Source organism: Blastococcus sp. SYSU DS0617, from assembly GCF_054051075.1.
Window position 1 is genome coordinate 367974 of record NZ_JBJHAO010000001.1, and the last position, 14866, is coordinate 382839.

The following is a 14866-nucleotide window of genomic DNA, read 5'->3' on the forward strand; positions in this document are numbered from 1 at the left end:
CGTGGGGCACGCGTGAGTGAGATCCCGGTCGAGCCCGAGGACCAGGTCGCGCCCGCGTTCGACCGGATCGACTCCGCCCGCGCGGAGGCGGCCGTCCGGGAGCTGCTGGTGGCCGTGGGGGAGGACCCCGACCGCCCCGGGCTGCAGGACACCCCTGCGCGAGTCGCCCGCGCCTACGCCGAGACCTTCGCCGGGCTCTGGCAGGACCCCTACGAGATCCTGGCGACGACGTTCGACGAGAACCACGACGAGCTCGTGCTGGTCAAGGACATCGCGATGTACTCGACCTGCGAGCACCACCTGGTGCCCTTCCACGGGGTCGCGCACGTCGGCTACATCCCGGGCGCCGACGGCCGGGTGACCGGCCTGTCGAAGGTCGCCCGGCTGGTCGAGGTCTACGCCCGCCGCCCCCAGGTCCAGGAGCGGCTGACCCGCCAGATCGCCGACGCGCTGAACGACGTCCTCAAGCCGCAGGGCGTGATCGTCGTCATCGAGGCCGAGCACCTCTGCATGGCCATGCGCGGGATCCGCAAGCCCGGCACGAGCACGGTCACCTCCGCGGTCCGGGGGATCTTCCGCGAGAGCGCCGCGACCCGCGCCGAGGCGATGAGCCTCGTGCTGGGCCGCTGAGGGAGATCCCGGTGATCCCGCTGCCCCGCCCTGGCCGGTGCGTGGTGATGGGCGTCCTCAACGTCACGCCCGACTCGTTCTCCGACGGCGGCTGCTTCTCCGACCCGGCGACGGCGATCGAGCACGGCCTGGCCATGCACGCGGCCGGGGCCGACTACGTCGACGTCGGCGGGGAGTCGACCCGCCCCGGCGCCGACCGCGTCGACGCCGGCGAGGAGTGCAGCCGGGTGGTGCCGGTGATCCGCGAACTGTCGGCGGCGGGCGTGCGCACCAGCGTGGACACCACCCGGGCCGAGGTCGCCGAGGCGGCGCTGGCCGCCGGAGCGGAGCTGGTCAACGACGTCAGCGGCGGCCTGGCGGACAAGAACATGGCCGACCTCGTCGCCGAGGCCCGCGTCCCGTGGGTGCTCATGCACTGGCGCGGGCACAGCCGGGAGATGTACGCGGCCGCGCAGTACGGCGACGTGGTCACCGAGGTCACCGCCGAGCTCACCGCCCGGGTCGAGGACGTCGTGGCCGCGGGCGTCGCCCCCGAGCAGCTGGTCCTGGACCCGGGACTGGGCTTCGCCAAGCGCGCCGAGCACAACTGGGCGCTGCTGGCCGGGCTCGACCGGCTGACCGCACTCGGCCTGCCGGTGCTGGTCGGTGCCTCCCGCAAGACGTTCCTGGGCCGGCTGCTCGCCGGCGCCGACGGTGCCCCGAGGCCGGCCGACGAGCGCGACGCCGCGACGCTGGCGACGACGGTGCTGGCCGCCCAGGCCGGCGCCTGGGGCGTGCGGGTGCACGACGCCGGCGCGTCGGTGGACGCGCTGCGCACACTGGACGCCGTCCGCGCTTCCCGAGGAGCCCGTCGTGGCTGAGCGCCCCCTTTCCCGCCGTCCCGACCGCATCGAGCTGCGCGGCGTCCGGGCCCACGCCCACCACGGCGTCTACGCCTTCGAGCGCGAGCGCGGGCAGATCTTCACGGTCGACGCCGTCCTCGAGCTGGACACCGCGCCCGCCGCGGCGGGCGACGACCTGGCGCTCACGGTCAACTACGCCGACCTCGCCCAGCGGCTGCACCACGTGCTGGCCGGCGACCCGGTCGACCTGCTGGAGACCCTGTGCCAGCGGCTGGCCGACGTCTGCCTGGCCGACCCGCTCGTCGAGGCGGTGGAGATCACCGTGCACAAGCCGCAGGCCGAGCTGGGCGTGCCCTTCGACGACGTGACCGTGAGCATCCGGCGCGAGCGCGCATGAGCCGGGTCGTCCTCTCGCTGGGCGCCAACCTCGGCGATCGGGCCGGCACCGTCCGCGCGGCCCTCGCCGCGCTGGCCGAGGAGGGCCCGTTGGCGCACTCCGGCCTCTACGAGACCCCACCCTGGGGGCCGGTCGAGCAGCCCCCGTACCTGAACGCGGTCGCCGTCCTGGAGGGCGACCGGAGCGCCCGGGGCTGGCTCGCCCGTGCCCACGAGCTGGAGCAGGCCGCCGGGCGTACGCGGGAGGTCCGCTGGGGTGCGCGCACCCTCGACGTCGACGTCGTGACCGTCACGGGGAAGCACGGGGACCCCGTGCTCGCCGATGACCCGGAGCTGACGCTGCCGCACCCCCGGGCGCACGAGCGGGCGTTCGTCCTCGTGCCGTGGCTGGCCGTGGACGCCGACGCCGAGCTGCCCGGGCGCGGACGCGTCGGCGACCTGGTCGCGACCCTGGACCCCGCCGAGGTCGCCGCCGTCGTCCCGTGGCACGAGGGGTGACCCGCCGCCGATGACCCCGGTGCGCCGTCGTGATCTCGTCGTCCTCGCCGGAGGGCTGGCCGTGGCCGCCTGGCTGCTGGTCCGCGCCTGGTACGGCGAACTGCCCGCCCTGGACTGGTGGCTGCCGGTGTCACTGGCGGTGCTCGCCCTGGTGGAGGCGCTCGGTGCGCGCACCCTGCGGGCCCGGCTGGCCGCCCAGCGCGCGGCGCGCGCGGGCCGCGCACCGCGGGCGGGGGAGAGGGCTGCCCGCCCGGTCGAGCCGCTGCTGGTCGCGAGGGTGGCGGTGCTCGCCCAGGCCAGCGCCTACGTCGGCGCGGTCTTCACGGGCGTGTGGGCAGGGGTTCTGGCGCACGCGGGTCCGCTCGCCGCCCGGGTCCAGGACGCACGCAGCGACACGGTCACCGCGGTGATCGGGGTGCTCTGCTCCCTCGCCCTGGTCGCCGCTGCGCTCTGGCTCGAGTCGGTCTGCCGCATCCCGCCGGAGGACCAGGAGCCCACCGAGGGCGTCAGCGCCTGAGCACCTCGTCGTCCTCCGGACGACACCGCGGCCGCGAGCCGTCCCCCGTGCCGCTGAGCCGCTTCGTCGTCCCTGCGCGGACCCCTCCGGGGCCCACTCGGGACGACACGGATCAGACCAGCGTCGCGCCCGCGGTCTCGGGAACGGTGCCCTCGACCGAGCGGCGCAGCGCGGCGTGCAGCGACTCGGGGGTGAGGACGCCGAGGAAGCGGTCCCCGTCGAGCACCGCGACCCAGCCGGCCTCGTGCTGCAGCATCGTGGCGAACGCGGCCTTGAGCGAGGAGTCGGCGGGCACCCACGCCTCCATCCGCCGGGCGGCGGAGCCGACCGTCCCGGCGCCGACGGTGCGCTCCAGCGAGAGCCAGCCGTGCAGCTTCTCGTCGTCGTCGAGGACGACGGCCCAGCGGGCGCCGGCGCGCTCCTGCGCGGCGCGGGCGTCGGCCAGCCCGTCGGCGACGTGCACGACCGGCGGCCGCTCCAGGTCCCGCGGGTCGATGCCGGTGACCGCGAGGCGCTTGAGGCCGCGGTCCGCGCCCACGAAGTCGGCCACGAAGTCGTTGGCCGGGCGGCCGAGCAGTTCGGCGGGGGTGGCGTACTGCTCGACCCGGCCCCCCTGGCTCATCACGGCGATCCGGTCGCCGATCCGGACGGCCTCCTCGATGTCGTGGGTGACGAACACGATCGTCTTCCGGACGGCCTGCTGCAGCCGCAGGAACTCCGACTGGAGGCGCTCGCGCACCACCGGGTCGACGGCGGAGAACGGCTCGTCGACGAGCAGCACGGGGGGATCGGCGGCCAGCGCGCGGGCGACGCCGGCCCGCTGCCGCTGCCCCCCGGACAGCTGCGCGGGGTAGCGGTCGCCGTGGGCCGCGGGGTCCAGCCCGACGGTGGTCAGCAGCTCGTCCACCCGCGTGCGGATGCGGTCCTTGTCCCAGCCGAGCAGCCGCGGCACGGTGCCGACGTTGGCGCGCACCGACTGGTGCGGGAAGAGTCCGATGCTCTGGATGACGTAGCCGATGCGCCGCCGCAGCTGCTGCGCATCGGCCCGGGTGACGTCCTCACCGCCGAGCAGGATCCGGCCGGTCGTCGGCTCGATGAGCCGGTTGATCATCTTCATCGTCGTGGTCTTGCCGCACCCGGACGGGCCCACCAGCACGGTCAGCTCACCGGCGGCGAAGGTCAGGTCGAGCTCGGCCACGCCGACGGTGCCGTCGGCGTAGACCTTGCTGATCCCCTCGAGCCGGATGTCGACTGCAGGGGCGGCGTCCTTCGCACTCGCCGGGCGACCGGCCTGCGCAGTAGCGTCCACGTCGTGGCCTTCCTGGACGGCGCCCGGTGCTGAGCGCGGGGGCGGATGCGTTGCTCGCGGTGGAGGCTGCACCGAATCCGTGGTTCGACGGCTCCTACGTGGCCGACAACTGGGACACCATTCTGCGGTACCTGGGCGAGCACGTGCGCCTCACGATCGGCGCGGTCCTCATCGGCGCGGCGATCGCGCTGCCGCTGGCCCTGCTCGCCCGCCGCCACCGCCTGCTCGGCGGGGCCGTCCTGGGCCTGTCCACGATCGTCTACACGATCCCGTCCCTGGCCATGTTCGCGCTGATCTTCCCGTTCACCGGGCTGTCGGCGACCACGGTGCTCGTCGGGCTGACCGCGTACTCGCTGGTGATCCTGGTGCGCAACTTCCTCGTCGGCCTGCAGGGGGTGCCCGCCGACGTGCGCGAGGCGGCCCGCGGCATGGGGTACGGCAGCCTGCGCCAGTTCTGGCAGATCGACCTCCCGCTGGCGCTGCCTGCGTTCATGGCCGGGCTGCGGATCGCCACCGTCTCGACCGTCGCGCTCACGACGGTGGGCGTGCTGGTCGGCCACGGCGGCCTCGGACAGCTCATCTACGGTGGGTTCAACGCCAACTTCTACCGGGCCGAGATCGTCACCGGCGCGATCGCCTGCGTGCTGCTCGCCCTCGTCGCCGACGTGCTGCTGGCCGGCGTCGAGCGGCTGCTCACCCCCTGGGCTCGGGCGGTGCGGTCATGACCGGCTTCTCCGACGCGCTGGTCTACCTGAACGACCCGCTCAACTGGACCCGCCGCGGGGGGATCCTGGAGCTGCTCCGCGAGCACCTGGCGATCTCCGCCGTCGCGGTGCTCGCTGCCCTCGTGCTCGCCGTGCCCGTCGCGATCGGGCTGGCCACCTCGGGCCGGGGGAGCGGCATCGTCGTCGTCCTGTCCAACGTCAGCCGTGCGGTCCCGACCCTCGCCCTGCTGACGCTGTTCGCCGTCAGCCCCATCGGGTTCGGCAACGAGGCGACGACCATCGCCCTGGCCGTCTTCGCGGTCCCGCCCATCCTGACCAACACGTTCGTCGGGTTCCGCGGCGTCGATGCCGACGTCCGGGAGGCAGCGCGGGGCATGGGCATGAGCCGGTGGCAGGTGGTCGGCCGGGTCGAGTTCCCGCTCGCCCTCCCCCTGGTCATGACCGGCCTGCGGACGGCGGCGGTGCAGGTCGTGGCCACCGCGGGACTGGCCGCCCTCGTCGGGGGCGGTGGGCTGGGCCGGATCGTGAACCTCGGCTTCGGCCAGCAGGACTACGGCCAGATCATCGCCGGGGCGGTTCTCATCGCCGCCCTCGCACTGCTCACCGAGCTCGCCCTGGTGCTCGTCACGCGGGCGGTCACCCCCGGCCCGAGGCGACGGCCGTTCGCCCGGCTCCGCGAGCGCACGTCGGCAGGAGTGCCCGAACCGACGGCGAGCGGCGTCCCGCTCTGACCTGGGGGTGTCACGGTTCGACGGCGAGACGCGGAATCGGATTGCGTTGCGCGCAACGGAGCGGTTCGATCAGGGCTGCGGGAGTTCTCCCGCCAGACACGCGTGGTTGCAACAGGGCAGCCACGGGACACAGAAGGCGGGCACATGCGCACGCGTATCCGGGTCGTAGCTCCTCTCGCGATGGTGGTGGCGCTCACCGCCGGCTGCGGGGAGTCCGGCTCCTCCGGTTCCGACGACGGCGGCAGTGGCGGCGGCGGTACGGCCTCCGGCGAGGCCTGCGCCCCCATGGAGGACGACCAGCTGGTGGTCCTCGAGGACGACCAGAACCTGCAGAACGCGGACAACATCATCCCGGCGGTCAACGCGGCCACCGCCGAGGCGAACCCGGCGCTGCTGCCGGCGCTGAACGCGGTGTCCGAGGCGCTGACCACCGAGGAGCTGATCGAGCTCAACGCCGCGGTGGACGTCCAGCGGCAGAGCGCCGAGGAGGTGGCCGCGACCTGGGTCGAGGAGAACGGCGTCACCGACGGGCTGCAGCAGGGCAGCGGCGCGATCGTCGTGGGCGGCGGCAACTTCACCGAGTCCACCGTGCTCGCGACCATCTACGCCGACGTCCTCACGGCTGCGGGCTTCGACGCCTCGGTCCAGGAGGTGGGCAGCCGGGAGCTCTACCTGCAGGCCCTGCAGGACGGGCAGATCCAGGTGTTCCCGGAGTACCTCTCCACCGTGACCGAGTTCCTCGAGGGCGACGACGCCACCCAGGTGGCCTCCCCCGACGTGGACGAGACGCTGGCCGCCCTCCAGCCGCTGGCCGAGGCCAACGGGCTGGTGTTCGGCGAGCCGTCGGAAGCCGCCGACCAGAACGCCTTCGCCGTGACCCAGGCATTCGCCGACGAGCTGGGGGTCAGCACCCTCTCCGAGCTGGCCGAGGCCTGCGACGACGGGTCGCTGATCCTGGGCGGGCCCACCGAGTGCCCGACCCGGCCGTTCTGCCAGCCGGGTCTCGAGGAGACCTACGGGCTGGAGTTCGAGAGCTTCCGCGAGCTCGACCCCGGCGGCCCGCTGACCAAGGCGGCCATCCAGCAGGGTGAGATCTCGATCGGCCTGGTGTTCAGCTCCGACGGCGCGCTCGCCCAGGGCTGAGTCAGTACCAACCGCCGCCGGGGGGCAGCTGCTCCCCGGCGGCGACCGGTTCCTCGACCCGGTTGCCCTCGGGCGCCAGTGGGCACGACCAGCGCGGGTCGTAGGCGCACGACGGGTGGTACGCGAGGTTCAGGTCGACCACCAGCCGGTCGCCGTCCGCGCCGAGATCGGCGCCCTTGACGGTGTCCAGCAGGTAGCGGCCGCCGCCGTAGGTCGTACGGCCCGCCGTCCCGTCGCGCAGCGGCAGGAACACCCCACCGCCGTAGAGCGCGACCCACCACACGTCCAGCCGGCCCAGGCCCGGCAGCGTCACCGCACCGATCCGCTCCAGCGGCACGCTGCCGTCGGCGGCGGTGGGGATCTCCAGCCGACCCGGGGGAGCGGCCTCCAGGACCGGCTCGAACCGCAGCGCCGGGTCGTAGGCGGAGAACGGCAGCCCGCGGAACCCCCCGCGCGCGGTGTCGTCCAGCGGTGAGTCGGGGTGGGTCGCGAACAGCTCGTCCCGCCCGTCCCGCCAGGTCCGCCAGCCCACCTCCGGGTCGGTGGCCGAGCGGGCGGCGGCGTAGAGCGCGGCGGTGCGGCGGCGCCAGTCCAGCAGCGACAAGGTCACCCGCCCACTGTCGCAGCAACGGGCGACGGGACGACCGCGACGTCGGCCCTCGGAGAGTGGGACAGAGGGTCGCGCGCCGCTACTCTTGGTGCATGCCCCGCCGCCCGGACGACGACGCCGCAGGGGGGTCAGCCCTCGTTGGCCGACGCGCCCTGGTCGTCGCCGGGGGGTTCCTGCTCGCGGTCGGCGCCACCCTGGCCGTCTTCCTCACCGACAACCCGCAGTACCTGCGGATCGCCGTCGTCGCCGTGGCCTGGGCCTTCGTGCTGGCGACGTTCGCCGCCGGTCGCCGCGGCGGGGACCGGGAGGTCGCCGCGGCCCGCGAGGCGGAGCTCCGCCGGGCCTACGAGCACGAGCTCGACCGCGAGGTCGCCGCCCGGCGCGAGTACGAGCTGGAGCTGGAGAACGAGCTGCGCCGCGAGACCGAGCAGTCGATGCGCGAGGAGGTCGACGCCCTCCGCGGCGAACTGGCGGCGCTGGCCGACCTGCGGGACCAGGTCGCGGGCGTCGCGGCGCTCCGCTCGGACATCGCCGGGCTCTCCGCGCTGCGGGACGAGGTCGCGCGCGTGGCCGCGCTGCGCGAGGACATCGTCGCGCTGGGTTCGCTGCGGCAGGAGCTGGGCCAGCTGCACGAGCTCCGCGACGACATGGGCCGGCTGCGCGTGGAGCTGACCGAGCAGCTGTCCTCGGAGATGCTGGTCGAGCGGATCGTCATGCGCACCCAGGCCAGCCGGTTCCCGGGCGAGCCGGGCCGCCTGGACGGCCCCGCGCGGACGCTGGACGGGCAGCCGTGGAGCCAGGAGCCGCCGCGGGAGCTGACCGGTGGCTGGCCGGCGGTCCACCTCGACGAGCCGCGGGAGACCCGCCAGTTCGAGCAGATCCGGGTCGAGCGGACCGACGCCCGGTCGGCGCCGGCTGCCGAGCCCCGCGCACGCGAGACCCACACGACCGGATCCTGGACGCCGTCACCCCCGACGGCGATGTTCGCCGGGCCGCAGCCCTCCCGGCTGGGGCCGCCGCCGTCGCCGGCCGGAGCGGCGCCGACCGCGACGCCCGCGCTGCCGGACCCCGCCCCCGCCGCGCCGTCGACGGCGTCGTTCCCGCTGTTGCCCCCGGCCGCCCCGGAGGAGCTCCCGCCGCCGCCCCCCGTCGAGCCGCCGCCCTCGCCGCTGGACTGGCTGGTGGCCCGCGAGCTGCTCGACACCCCGGCCGCCCCGCAGGACCTGGACATCCCGGACGCGCCACAGGCCTGGCAGCCGCCGCCACCGCCCGCGCCGCGTCGCCGGCGCGGTGACCGGCCGGAGCTGCCGGACGCGCAGGCCAGGACGGCGGAGCGGCCGAGCCCGACGCCCCGCACGCGCATCGAGGACCGGGGCGGCTACCGCGTCGCGGTACCGGACCCGGCGCCGACCCCGCCGCCCGCGCCCGTGCACCCCGCCGCAGCCGATCCCACGACCTCACCGGGCAGCGGGAACCGGCTGGCCGAGATCCTGGCGGAGAACGGCGTCAGCCCGGTGACCGGTGGCCGCCGGCGCCGGCGCTACCGGGACGACGACGAGTCCGACGACGTGCTCTCCCGGGTGCTCGGCCGGGACTGAACGAGGGCCCCCTCGCCCCCCACCCCTCGCAGGCTCGGGGTGGACCCTGCGAGGGGGCCGGCGGCTGCCGGTGGGACGGGCGAGCGGCGGTCCGGGCGATCAGCGGCCGCGCGACCCCGAGCCGCCGTCCAGTACCAGCGTCTGGCCGGTGACCCAGCCGGCGCCGTCGCCCAGCAGGTACGCCGCGGCCTCGCCGATGTCCTCGGGAACGCCGAGCCGGCCCGCCGGGTAGCCGGAGGCGACCTCGGCCTCCCGGCCCTCGAAGAGAGCCTCGGCGAAACGGGTCTTCACGACGGCCGGGGCCACGGCGTTGACCCGGACCTTCGGCCCCATCTCCACCGCGAGCTGGGTGGTGAGGTTGATGACCGCGGCCTTGCTGACGCCGTAGCCGCCGATGTTCTGCGAGGAGCGCAGCCCGGCCACCGAGGCCACGAACAGCACCGAGCCGCCGTGCTCGGACATCCACGCCCGCCACGCCTGCTGCACCAGGTCCAGCGACGCGACGACGTTGGTGTCCAGGATCTTGCGGAAGGCGCCGAGGTCGAGGTCCATCATCGGCCCGTAGACCGGGTTGATCCCGACGTTGCCGACCAGCACGTCCAGGCTGCCGAAGGTGTCCACGGCGGTGCGGACGGCGGTGGCGCGGTGCTCGGCGTCGCCGGCGTTACCCGCGACCGCCACGGCGACGTCGGAGCCGCCGAGCGACTCCACCGCCTCGGCGAGCGCCTCGGGCTTGCGGGCGGTGAGGACCACCTTGGCCCCGCGGTTCACCAGGCTCTGGGCGATGCCCAGGCCGATCCCGCGGCTGCCGCCGGTGACCAGGGCGGTCTTTCCCTCGAAGCTGCTCACGCCGTCTCCCGTTCGTCGCTGGTGGGGTGTTCCCGGTCACGTTAGGGGCGCCGCTGCACAGGCACGCAGCCACCTCGGGTGAGCCATGCCACACCTCCCGCGCGTTGCACGGCGGACGAGGGAGTTCCAGACTCTCTCCCGGCGTTGCACGAGTGCGGCACCTGCGCGACACAGACGGTTGCAGCAGGACCCGCCGTGCACGGCCAGCGAGACCAGCACGAACCGGCTCCTGACAGGGGGCCGGGAACCGACGTCCGGTACCCGTTCGGGACTGGAACGAGAGGTGCACCGATGCCTGCTGCCCGCAGGAACGTCCGCGCTGCCGGCCTCCCCGCAGCGAGCGAAGCGCCCGCGCGACTGCGCGTGGGGATCATCGGCGCCGGCCGCGTCGGCGCCGTCGTCGGTGCCGCGCTCTCCGCCGCAGGTCACGACGTCGTGGCCGCCTCGGGGCTGTCCGCCGCCTCCGCCGAACGCGCCGCCCGGCTGCTGCCCGGCGTCCCGCTGCTGCCCGCCGACCAGGTGGTCGCCGCCGCCGACCTGGTCGTCCTGGCCGTCCCCGACGACACCCTCCCGGGCCTCGTCGCGGGACTGGCCGAGACCGGCGCCTGGCGGGCCGGCCAGCTCGCCTTCCACACCTCGGGTGCCCACGGCCTGGCCGTGCTGGCCCCGGCCGAGCGGGCCGGTGTGCTGCCGCTGGCGCTGCACCCGGCGATGACCTTCACCGGCGCTCCCGAGGACGCCGACCGGCTCCAGGGGTCCCCCTTCGGGGTGACCAGCCACCCGGCCTACCGGCCGGTCGCCGAGACCCTGGTCCTGGAGATGGGCGGGGAGCCGTTCTTCGTCGCCGAGTCCGACCGCGGGCTCTACCACGCGGCGCTGGTCACCGGCGCCAACCACCTGGTCACCCTCGTCGCCGAGGCCGCGGACCTGCTGCGCACCGCCGGGGTGGCCGAGCCGGCCCGCGTCCTGGCGCCGCTGCTGACCGCGGCGCTGGACAACGGCCTGCGCCGGGGCGACCGCGGGCTCACCGGCCCGGTCAGCCGGGGCGACGTCGGCACGGTCGGCGGTCACCTGGAGACGCTCGCGGAGCGGGCCCCGGAGTCCGTCGCCGGCTACGTCGCGATGGCCCGCCGGACCACCGAGCGCGCGCTGGCCGCCGGCCGGCTGAAGCGGCACGAGGGCGCGCCGCTGCTCGACCTGCTGCGCTCGTCCACCCACCCCACGACCCCGGCGGACACCCACGACGAGGCGGGCTCCCGGTGACCGGCGGGCCGGTGGTCGTCGAGACCGCCGCCGACCTCCGGAAGCTCCTCGCCGACCTGCCCGGGCCGGTCGCGCTGGTGCCGACGATGGGCGCGCTGCACGAGGGGCACCGGACGCTGGTCCGCGCCGCCCGCGAGCGCGCGGCCACCGTCGTCGTCTCCGTCTTCGTCAACCCCACCCAGTTCGGTCCCGGAGAGGACTTCGAGCGCTACCCCCGCACCTGGGACGCCGACCTCGCCGCGGTCGCCGACGAGGGCGCCGACGTCGTCCTCCACCCGCCGGTCGAGGAGGTCTACCCGCCCGGCGCGGTGGACGTGACCGTCGACCCGGGGCCGCTGGGCTCGGTGCTGGAAGGGGCGGTCCGCCCCGGCCACTTCGCCGGCGTGCTCACCGTCGTCGCCAAGCTGTTCGGCCTCGTGCGCCCCGACCTCGCCTTCTTCGGCGAGAAGGACTACCAGCAGCTCACGCTCGTCCGCGCTCTGGCCCGGGAGCTGGCACTCGGCGTCGAGGTCGTCGGTGTCCCGACCGTCCGCGAGGACGACGGGCTGGCCCTGTCCAGCCGCAACCGCTACCTGGACCCCGCCCAGCGGTCCGCCGCCGCGACGATCTCGGCCGCGCTGCGGGCAGGTGCCGCGGCCGGGCCGCAGGGCGCCGATGCCGTGCTCGCCGCCGCCCGGGCCGTGCTCGCGGAGCGCCCCGACCTGCTCCAGGACTACCTGGAACTCACCGATACCGATCTGGGGCCGGCGCCCGCCGCCGGTCCCGCCCGCCTGCTGGTCGCGGTCCGCGCCGGCAGCACCCGACTCCTCGACAACGCACCGATCACCCTGGGAGCGACCCGATGATGCGCACGATGCTCAAGTCCAAGATCCACCGCGCGACGGTCACCCAGGCCGACCTGCACTACGTCGGCTCGGTGACCGTCGACGAGGACCTCCTCGACGCCGCCGACCTGCTGCCCGGCGAGCAGGTCGCGATCGTCGACATCACCAACGGCGCCCGGCTGGAGACCTACGTCATCCCCGGCGAGCGCGGCACCGGCGTCATCGGCATCAACGGCGCGGCCGCGCACCTGGTGCACCCCGGCGACATGGTGATCCTGATCAGCTACGGCCTGATGGACGAGACCGAGGCCAAGAGCTACCTCCCGACGGTCGTGCACGTCGACGGCGACAACCGGATCGTGGAGCTCGGCGCCGACCCCTCGGCCCCCGTCCCCGGCGCTCCCGACCAGCGGCGCAGCGACCTCGGCGTCCCGGTCCGGTGACCCCGGGGCAGGGCGGGGTGCGGCCGTGCTGCTGACCGTCGACGTCGGCAACAGCCAGACCGTCCTCGCCACCTTCGACGGCCCGCGGCGGGTGGACTGCTGGCGGGTGACGACCGCGCCGAAGGCGACCGCCGACGAGCTGCGCATGCTCTGGCGCGGTCTGCTGCGAGACACCACGGTCACCGGCGTGGCCGTCTGCTCGGCGGTGCCCGCGCTCCTGCCCGCGCTGCGCCAGCTCCTCGACTCCCTCGAGGTACCCGTGGTCCTCATCGGCCCGGGCGTCCGCACCGGCGTGCCGCTGCACGTCGACAACCCCCGCGAGGTCGGTGCCGACCGCGTCGTCACCGCGCTGGCCGCGCACGAGATGTTCGGCCGGCGGCCCGACGGCGCCGGCCGGCCCGTGGTCGTCGTCGACTTCGGCACGTCCACCAACGTCGACGCCGTGGGGCCCGGCGGGCAGTTCCTCGGCGGTGCGCTGGCCCCGGGCGTCGAGGTCAGCCACGACGCGCTGGCCTCCCGGGCCGCGCAGCTGCGCTCGGTGGAGCTCACGGTGCCCGGCCAGGCGATCGGGAAGAACACCGTGGCCGCGCTGCAGTCGGGGCTGGTGCTCGGGTTCGCCGGGCTCGTCGACGGGCTGGTCGGCCGGATCGCGGCGGAGCTGGTGGCCCAGTTCGGCGCCGCTCCCGTCGTCGTCGCCACCGGGGGACTGGCACCGCTGATGGCCGACAACTGCCGGACGATCTCCGAGCGGGAACCCGACCTGACCGTGCACGGCCTCCGGCTGGCGTTCGAGCGCCAGCAGGCCCGGTAGGCCCCTGCCCGTAGGCTCGGACCCCGTGAACGACGGACCCAACGCCCCAGGCGAGGACGACGGCGGCACCGACGAGCTGCCCGAGCAGATGCGGGTGCGCCGCGCCAAGCTCGACCGGCTCCGTGAGTCCGACGTCGACCCCTACCCGGTGACCGTCGCGCGGACGACGACGCTCGCCGCGGTGCGGGGCGCGCACCCGGACCTCGAACCCGACACCATGACCGGCGAGCAGGTCGGCGTCACCGGGCGGGTCATCTTCTTCCGCAACACCGGCAAGCTCTGCTTCGCCACGCTGCGCGAGGGCGACGCCGAGCTGCAGGTGATGCTGTCCCGCGACCGCGTCGGCGAGGAGTCGCTGGCGGCGTGGAAGGCCGACGTCGACCTCGGTGACCACGTCCTGGTCACCGGCGAGGTGGGGACGTCGCGCCGCGGCGAGCTGTCCGTCTTCGCCGACTCCTGGCAGCTGACCGCCAAGGCGCTGCGGCCGCTGCCGGTCGCCCACAAGCCGATGAGCGAGGAGCTGCGGGTCCGCCGGCGCTACGTCGACCTGATCGTGCGCGACGAGGCCCGCCGCACGGTGCGCCAGCGCGCGACCGTGATGTCCTCGGTACGGGCCGGGCTCACCGCGCGCGGCTACCTCGAGGTCGAGACGCCGATGCTCCAGACCGTGCACGGTGGTGCGGCGGCCCGTCCCTTCCGCACGCACATGAACGCCTTCGACCTCGACCTGTACCTCCGCATCGCGCCGGAGCTGTTCCTCAAGCGCTGCATCGTCGGCGGGCTGGACCGGGTCTTCGAGATCAACCGGAACTTCCGCAACGAGGGCGCCGACAGCACCCATTCGCCGGAGTTCGCGATGCTCGAGGCGTACCAGGCGTACGCGGACTACCAGGAGATGGCCACGGTGACCCGTGAGCTCATCCAGGACGCCTCGCTCGCCCTGTTCGGTGACCACACCGCCCGGCACCACGACGGCACCGAGGTGGACCTGTCGGGGGAGTGGCCGCAGATCCCGCTCTACACGGCGGTGTCCGACGCCGTCGGCGAGGAGATCACCCCCGAGACGCCGGTCGAGGCGTTGCGGGCGGTCGCCGAGCGGCACGACGTCGGCGTCGACCCCACCTGGCTGCCCGGCAAGGTCGTCGAGGAGATCTTCGAGGCGCTCGTGCAGCACACGCTGCAGGCGCCGACCTTCGTCGTCGACTACCCGGTGGACACCTCGCCGCTGACCCGCGCCCACCGGTCGACGCCGGGGCTCGCCGAGAAGTGGGACCTCTACATCGGGGGGACCGAGCGGGCCACCGCCTACTCCGAGCTGGTCGACCCGGTCGTGCAGCGCGAGCGCTTCACCGCCCAGGCCGTCCTGGCCGCGACCGGCGATCCCGAGGCGATGGCGCTGGACGAGGACTTCCTCGAGGCGCTCGAGTACGGAATGCCGCCCACCGGCGGGATGGGCATGGGGATGGACCGACTCATGATGACGCTCACCGGTCTCGGTATTCGCGAGACCATCCTGTTCCCGCTCGTCCGCCCGATCGCATCGTCGTAATTCCGAGAACGCACGTTTCTGTTGCCTGCCCTATTCGGGTCCCCTGCGCATTTGTCGCAGCGAATGGGTCCGGCGGTGTGCTGTAATGGTTCTGTCGCCGACGGTGACGCACCCATCCGAACACGGGG

General features: G+C 74.7%; 17 protein-coding genes. 14 read left to right on the forward strand and 3 right to left on the reverse strand.

The features are described 5' to 3' along the window. Nucleotides 1-12: 12 nt before the first annotated feature. The 5 genes from folE to ACI793_RS01785 are packed head-to-tail and all read left to right on the forward strand — an operon-like array spanning nucleotide 13 to nucleotide 2883. A complete protein-coding gene (gene folE, locus ACI793_RS01765) occupies nucleotides 13-630 on the forward strand; it encodes a GTP cyclohydrolase I FolE (RefSeq protein ID WP_456604640.1) in 618 nt (205 codons plus the stop codon). A gap of 11 nt (nucleotides 631-641) precedes the next feature. After that, a complete protein-coding gene (gene folP, locus ACI793_RS01770) occupies nucleotides 642-1490 on the forward strand; it encodes a dihydropteroate synthase (RefSeq protein WP_456604641.1) in 849 nt (282 codons plus the stop codon). After that, entirely contained in the window at nucleotides 1483-1869 is a 387-nt protein-coding gene (folB, locus tag ACI793_RS01775; RefSeq protein ID WP_456604642.1) for a dihydroneopterin aldolase, read from the forward strand. The genes folP and folB overlap by 8 nt, the downstream gene beginning before the upstream one ends. Then, complete coding sequence (gene folK / locus ACI793_RS01780; protein WP_456604643.1) at nucleotides 1866-2366, forward strand: 2-amino-4-hydroxy-6-hydroxymethyldihydropteridine diphosphokinase; 501 nt, start codon at nucleotides 1866-1868, stop codon at nucleotides 2364-2366. Before folB ends, folK begins: the two co-directional genes overlap by 4 nt. Before the next feature lie 10 nt (nucleotides 2367-2376). Continuing rightward, the gene (locus ACI793_RS01785; RefSeq protein WP_456604644.1) at nucleotides 2377-2883 is read left to right on the forward strand and encodes a DUF3180 domain-containing protein; all 507 of its coding nucleotides are present in this window, start codon (nucleotides 2377-2379) and stop codon (nucleotides 2881-2883) included. 112 nt (nucleotides 2884-2995) lie between these two features. On the opposite strand, the gene ACI793_RS01790 is transcribed toward ACI793_RS01785, so the two are convergent. Then, entirely contained in the window at nucleotides 2996-4192 is a 1197-nt protein-coding gene (locus tag ACI793_RS01790; protein WP_456604645.1) for an ABC transporter ATP-binding protein, read from the reverse strand. Nucleotides 4193-4251: 59 nt separating this feature from the next. On the opposite strand from ACI793_RS01790, the gene ACI793_RS01795 reads away from it, so the two are divergent. The 3 genes from ACI793_RS01795 (at nucleotide 4252) to ACI793_RS01805 (ending at nucleotide 6791) form a co-directional block, all read left to right on the forward strand. Further along, complete coding sequence (locus tag ACI793_RS01795; RefSeq protein WP_456604646.1) at nucleotides 4252-4917, forward strand: ABC transporter permease; 666 nt, start codon at nucleotides 4252-4254, stop codon at nucleotides 4915-4917. Continuing rightward, on the forward strand, nucleotides 4914-5648 hold the full coding sequence (locus ACI793_RS01800; protein WP_456604647.1) for an ABC transporter permease: 735 nt from the start codon (nucleotides 4914-4916) through the stop codon (nucleotides 5646-5648). The genes ACI793_RS01795 and ACI793_RS01800 overlap by 4 nt, the downstream gene beginning before the upstream one ends. A 144-nt stretch (nucleotides 5649-5792) precedes the next feature. After that, the gene (locus ACI793_RS01805; protein WP_456604648.1) at nucleotides 5793-6791 is read left to right on the forward strand and encodes a glycine betaine ABC transporter substrate-binding protein; all 999 of its coding nucleotides are present in this window, start codon (nucleotides 5793-5795) and stop codon (nucleotides 6789-6791) included. Nucleotide 6792: 1 nt separating this feature from the next. On the opposite strand, the gene ACI793_RS01810 is transcribed toward ACI793_RS01805, so the two are convergent. Then, a complete protein-coding gene (locus ACI793_RS01810) occupies nucleotides 6793-7401 on the reverse strand; it encodes a DUF1684 domain-containing protein (RefSeq protein ID WP_456604649.1) in 609 nt (202 codons plus the stop codon). 92 nt (nucleotides 7402-7493) lie between these two features. Between ACI793_RS01810 and ACI793_RS01815 the strand changes: the two genes are divergently transcribed. Continuing rightward, nucleotides 7494-8999: a DUF6779 domain-containing protein gene (locus ACI793_RS01815; RefSeq protein ID WP_456604650.1), complete on the forward strand. Its 1506-nt coding sequence runs from the start codon at nucleotides 7494-7496 to the stop codon at nucleotides 8997-8999. A gap of 99 nt (nucleotides 9000-9098) precedes the next feature. Here the strand turns inward: ACI793_RS01815 and ACI793_RS01820 are convergent, their stop codons facing one another. Then, entirely contained in the window at nucleotides 9099-9848 is a 750-nt protein-coding gene (locus tag ACI793_RS01820) for an SDR family oxidoreductase (protein WP_456604651.1), read from the reverse strand. Nucleotides 9849-10139: 291 nt separating this feature from the next. Between ACI793_RS01820 and ACI793_RS01825 the strand changes: the two genes are divergently transcribed. Genes ACI793_RS01825 through lysS form a run of 5 tightly spaced genes read left to right on the forward strand, consistent with a single transcriptional unit; the run spans nucleotide 10140 to nucleotide 14738 of the window. Next, the gene (locus tag ACI793_RS01825; RefSeq protein WP_456604652.1) at nucleotides 10140-11111 is read left to right on the forward strand and encodes a Rossmann-like and DUF2520 domain-containing protein; all 972 of its coding nucleotides are present in this window, start codon (nucleotides 10140-10142) and stop codon (nucleotides 11109-11111) included. Continuing rightward, complete coding sequence (panC, locus tag ACI793_RS01830) at nucleotides 11108-11956, forward strand: pantoate--beta-alanine ligase (protein WP_456604653.1); 849 nt, start codon at nucleotides 11108-11110, stop codon at nucleotides 11954-11956. Before ACI793_RS01825 ends, panC begins: the two co-directional genes overlap by 4 nt. Nucleotides 11957-11964: 8 nt before the next feature. Beyond that, on the forward strand, nucleotides 11965-12378 hold the full coding sequence (gene panD / locus ACI793_RS01835; RefSeq protein WP_311344675.1) for an aspartate 1-decarboxylase: 414 nt from the start codon (nucleotides 11965-11967) through the stop codon (nucleotides 12376-12378). A gap of 25 nt (nucleotides 12379-12403) precedes the next feature. After that, on the forward strand, nucleotides 12404-13189 hold the full coding sequence (locus ACI793_RS01840; protein ID WP_456604654.1) for a type III pantothenate kinase: 786 nt from the start codon (nucleotides 12404-12406) through the stop codon (nucleotides 13187-13189). Between the two features lie 25 nt (nucleotides 13190-13214). Next, a complete protein-coding gene (gene lysS, locus ACI793_RS01845) occupies nucleotides 13215-14738 on the forward strand; it encodes a lysine--tRNA ligase (protein WP_456604655.1) in 1524 nt (507 codons plus the stop codon). Nucleotides 14739-14866 lie beyond the last annotated feature (128 nt).

Coding starts and splice junctions, on each gene's coding strand:
- folK (WP_456604643.1), top strand. CDS start 1,866: ATGAGCCGGGTCGTCCTCTCGCTGGGCGCCAACCTCGGCGATCGGGCC.
- ACI793_RS01785 (WP_456604644.1), top strand. CDS start 2,377: ATGACCCCGGTGCGCCGTCGTGATCTCGTCGTCCTCGCCGGAGGGCTG.
- ACI793_RS01800 (WP_456604647.1), top strand. CDS start 4,914: ATGACCGGCTTCTCCGACGCGCTGGTCTACCTGAACGACCCGCTCAAC.
- ACI793_RS01805 (WP_456604648.1), top strand. CDS start 5,793: ATGCGCACGCGTATCCGGGTCGTAGCTCCTCTCGCGATGGTGGTGGCG.
- ACI793_RS01815 (WP_456604650.1), top strand. CDS start 7,494: ATGCCCCGCCGCCCGGACGACGACGCCGCAGGGGGGTCAGCCCTCGTT.
- ACI793_RS01825 (WP_456604652.1), top strand. CDS start 10,140: ATGCCTGCTGCCCGCAGGAACGTCCGCGCTGCCGGCCTCCCCGCAGCG.
- panD (WP_311344675.1), top strand. CDS start 11,965: ATGCTCAAGTCCAAGATCCACCGCGCGACGGTCACCCAGGCCGACCTG.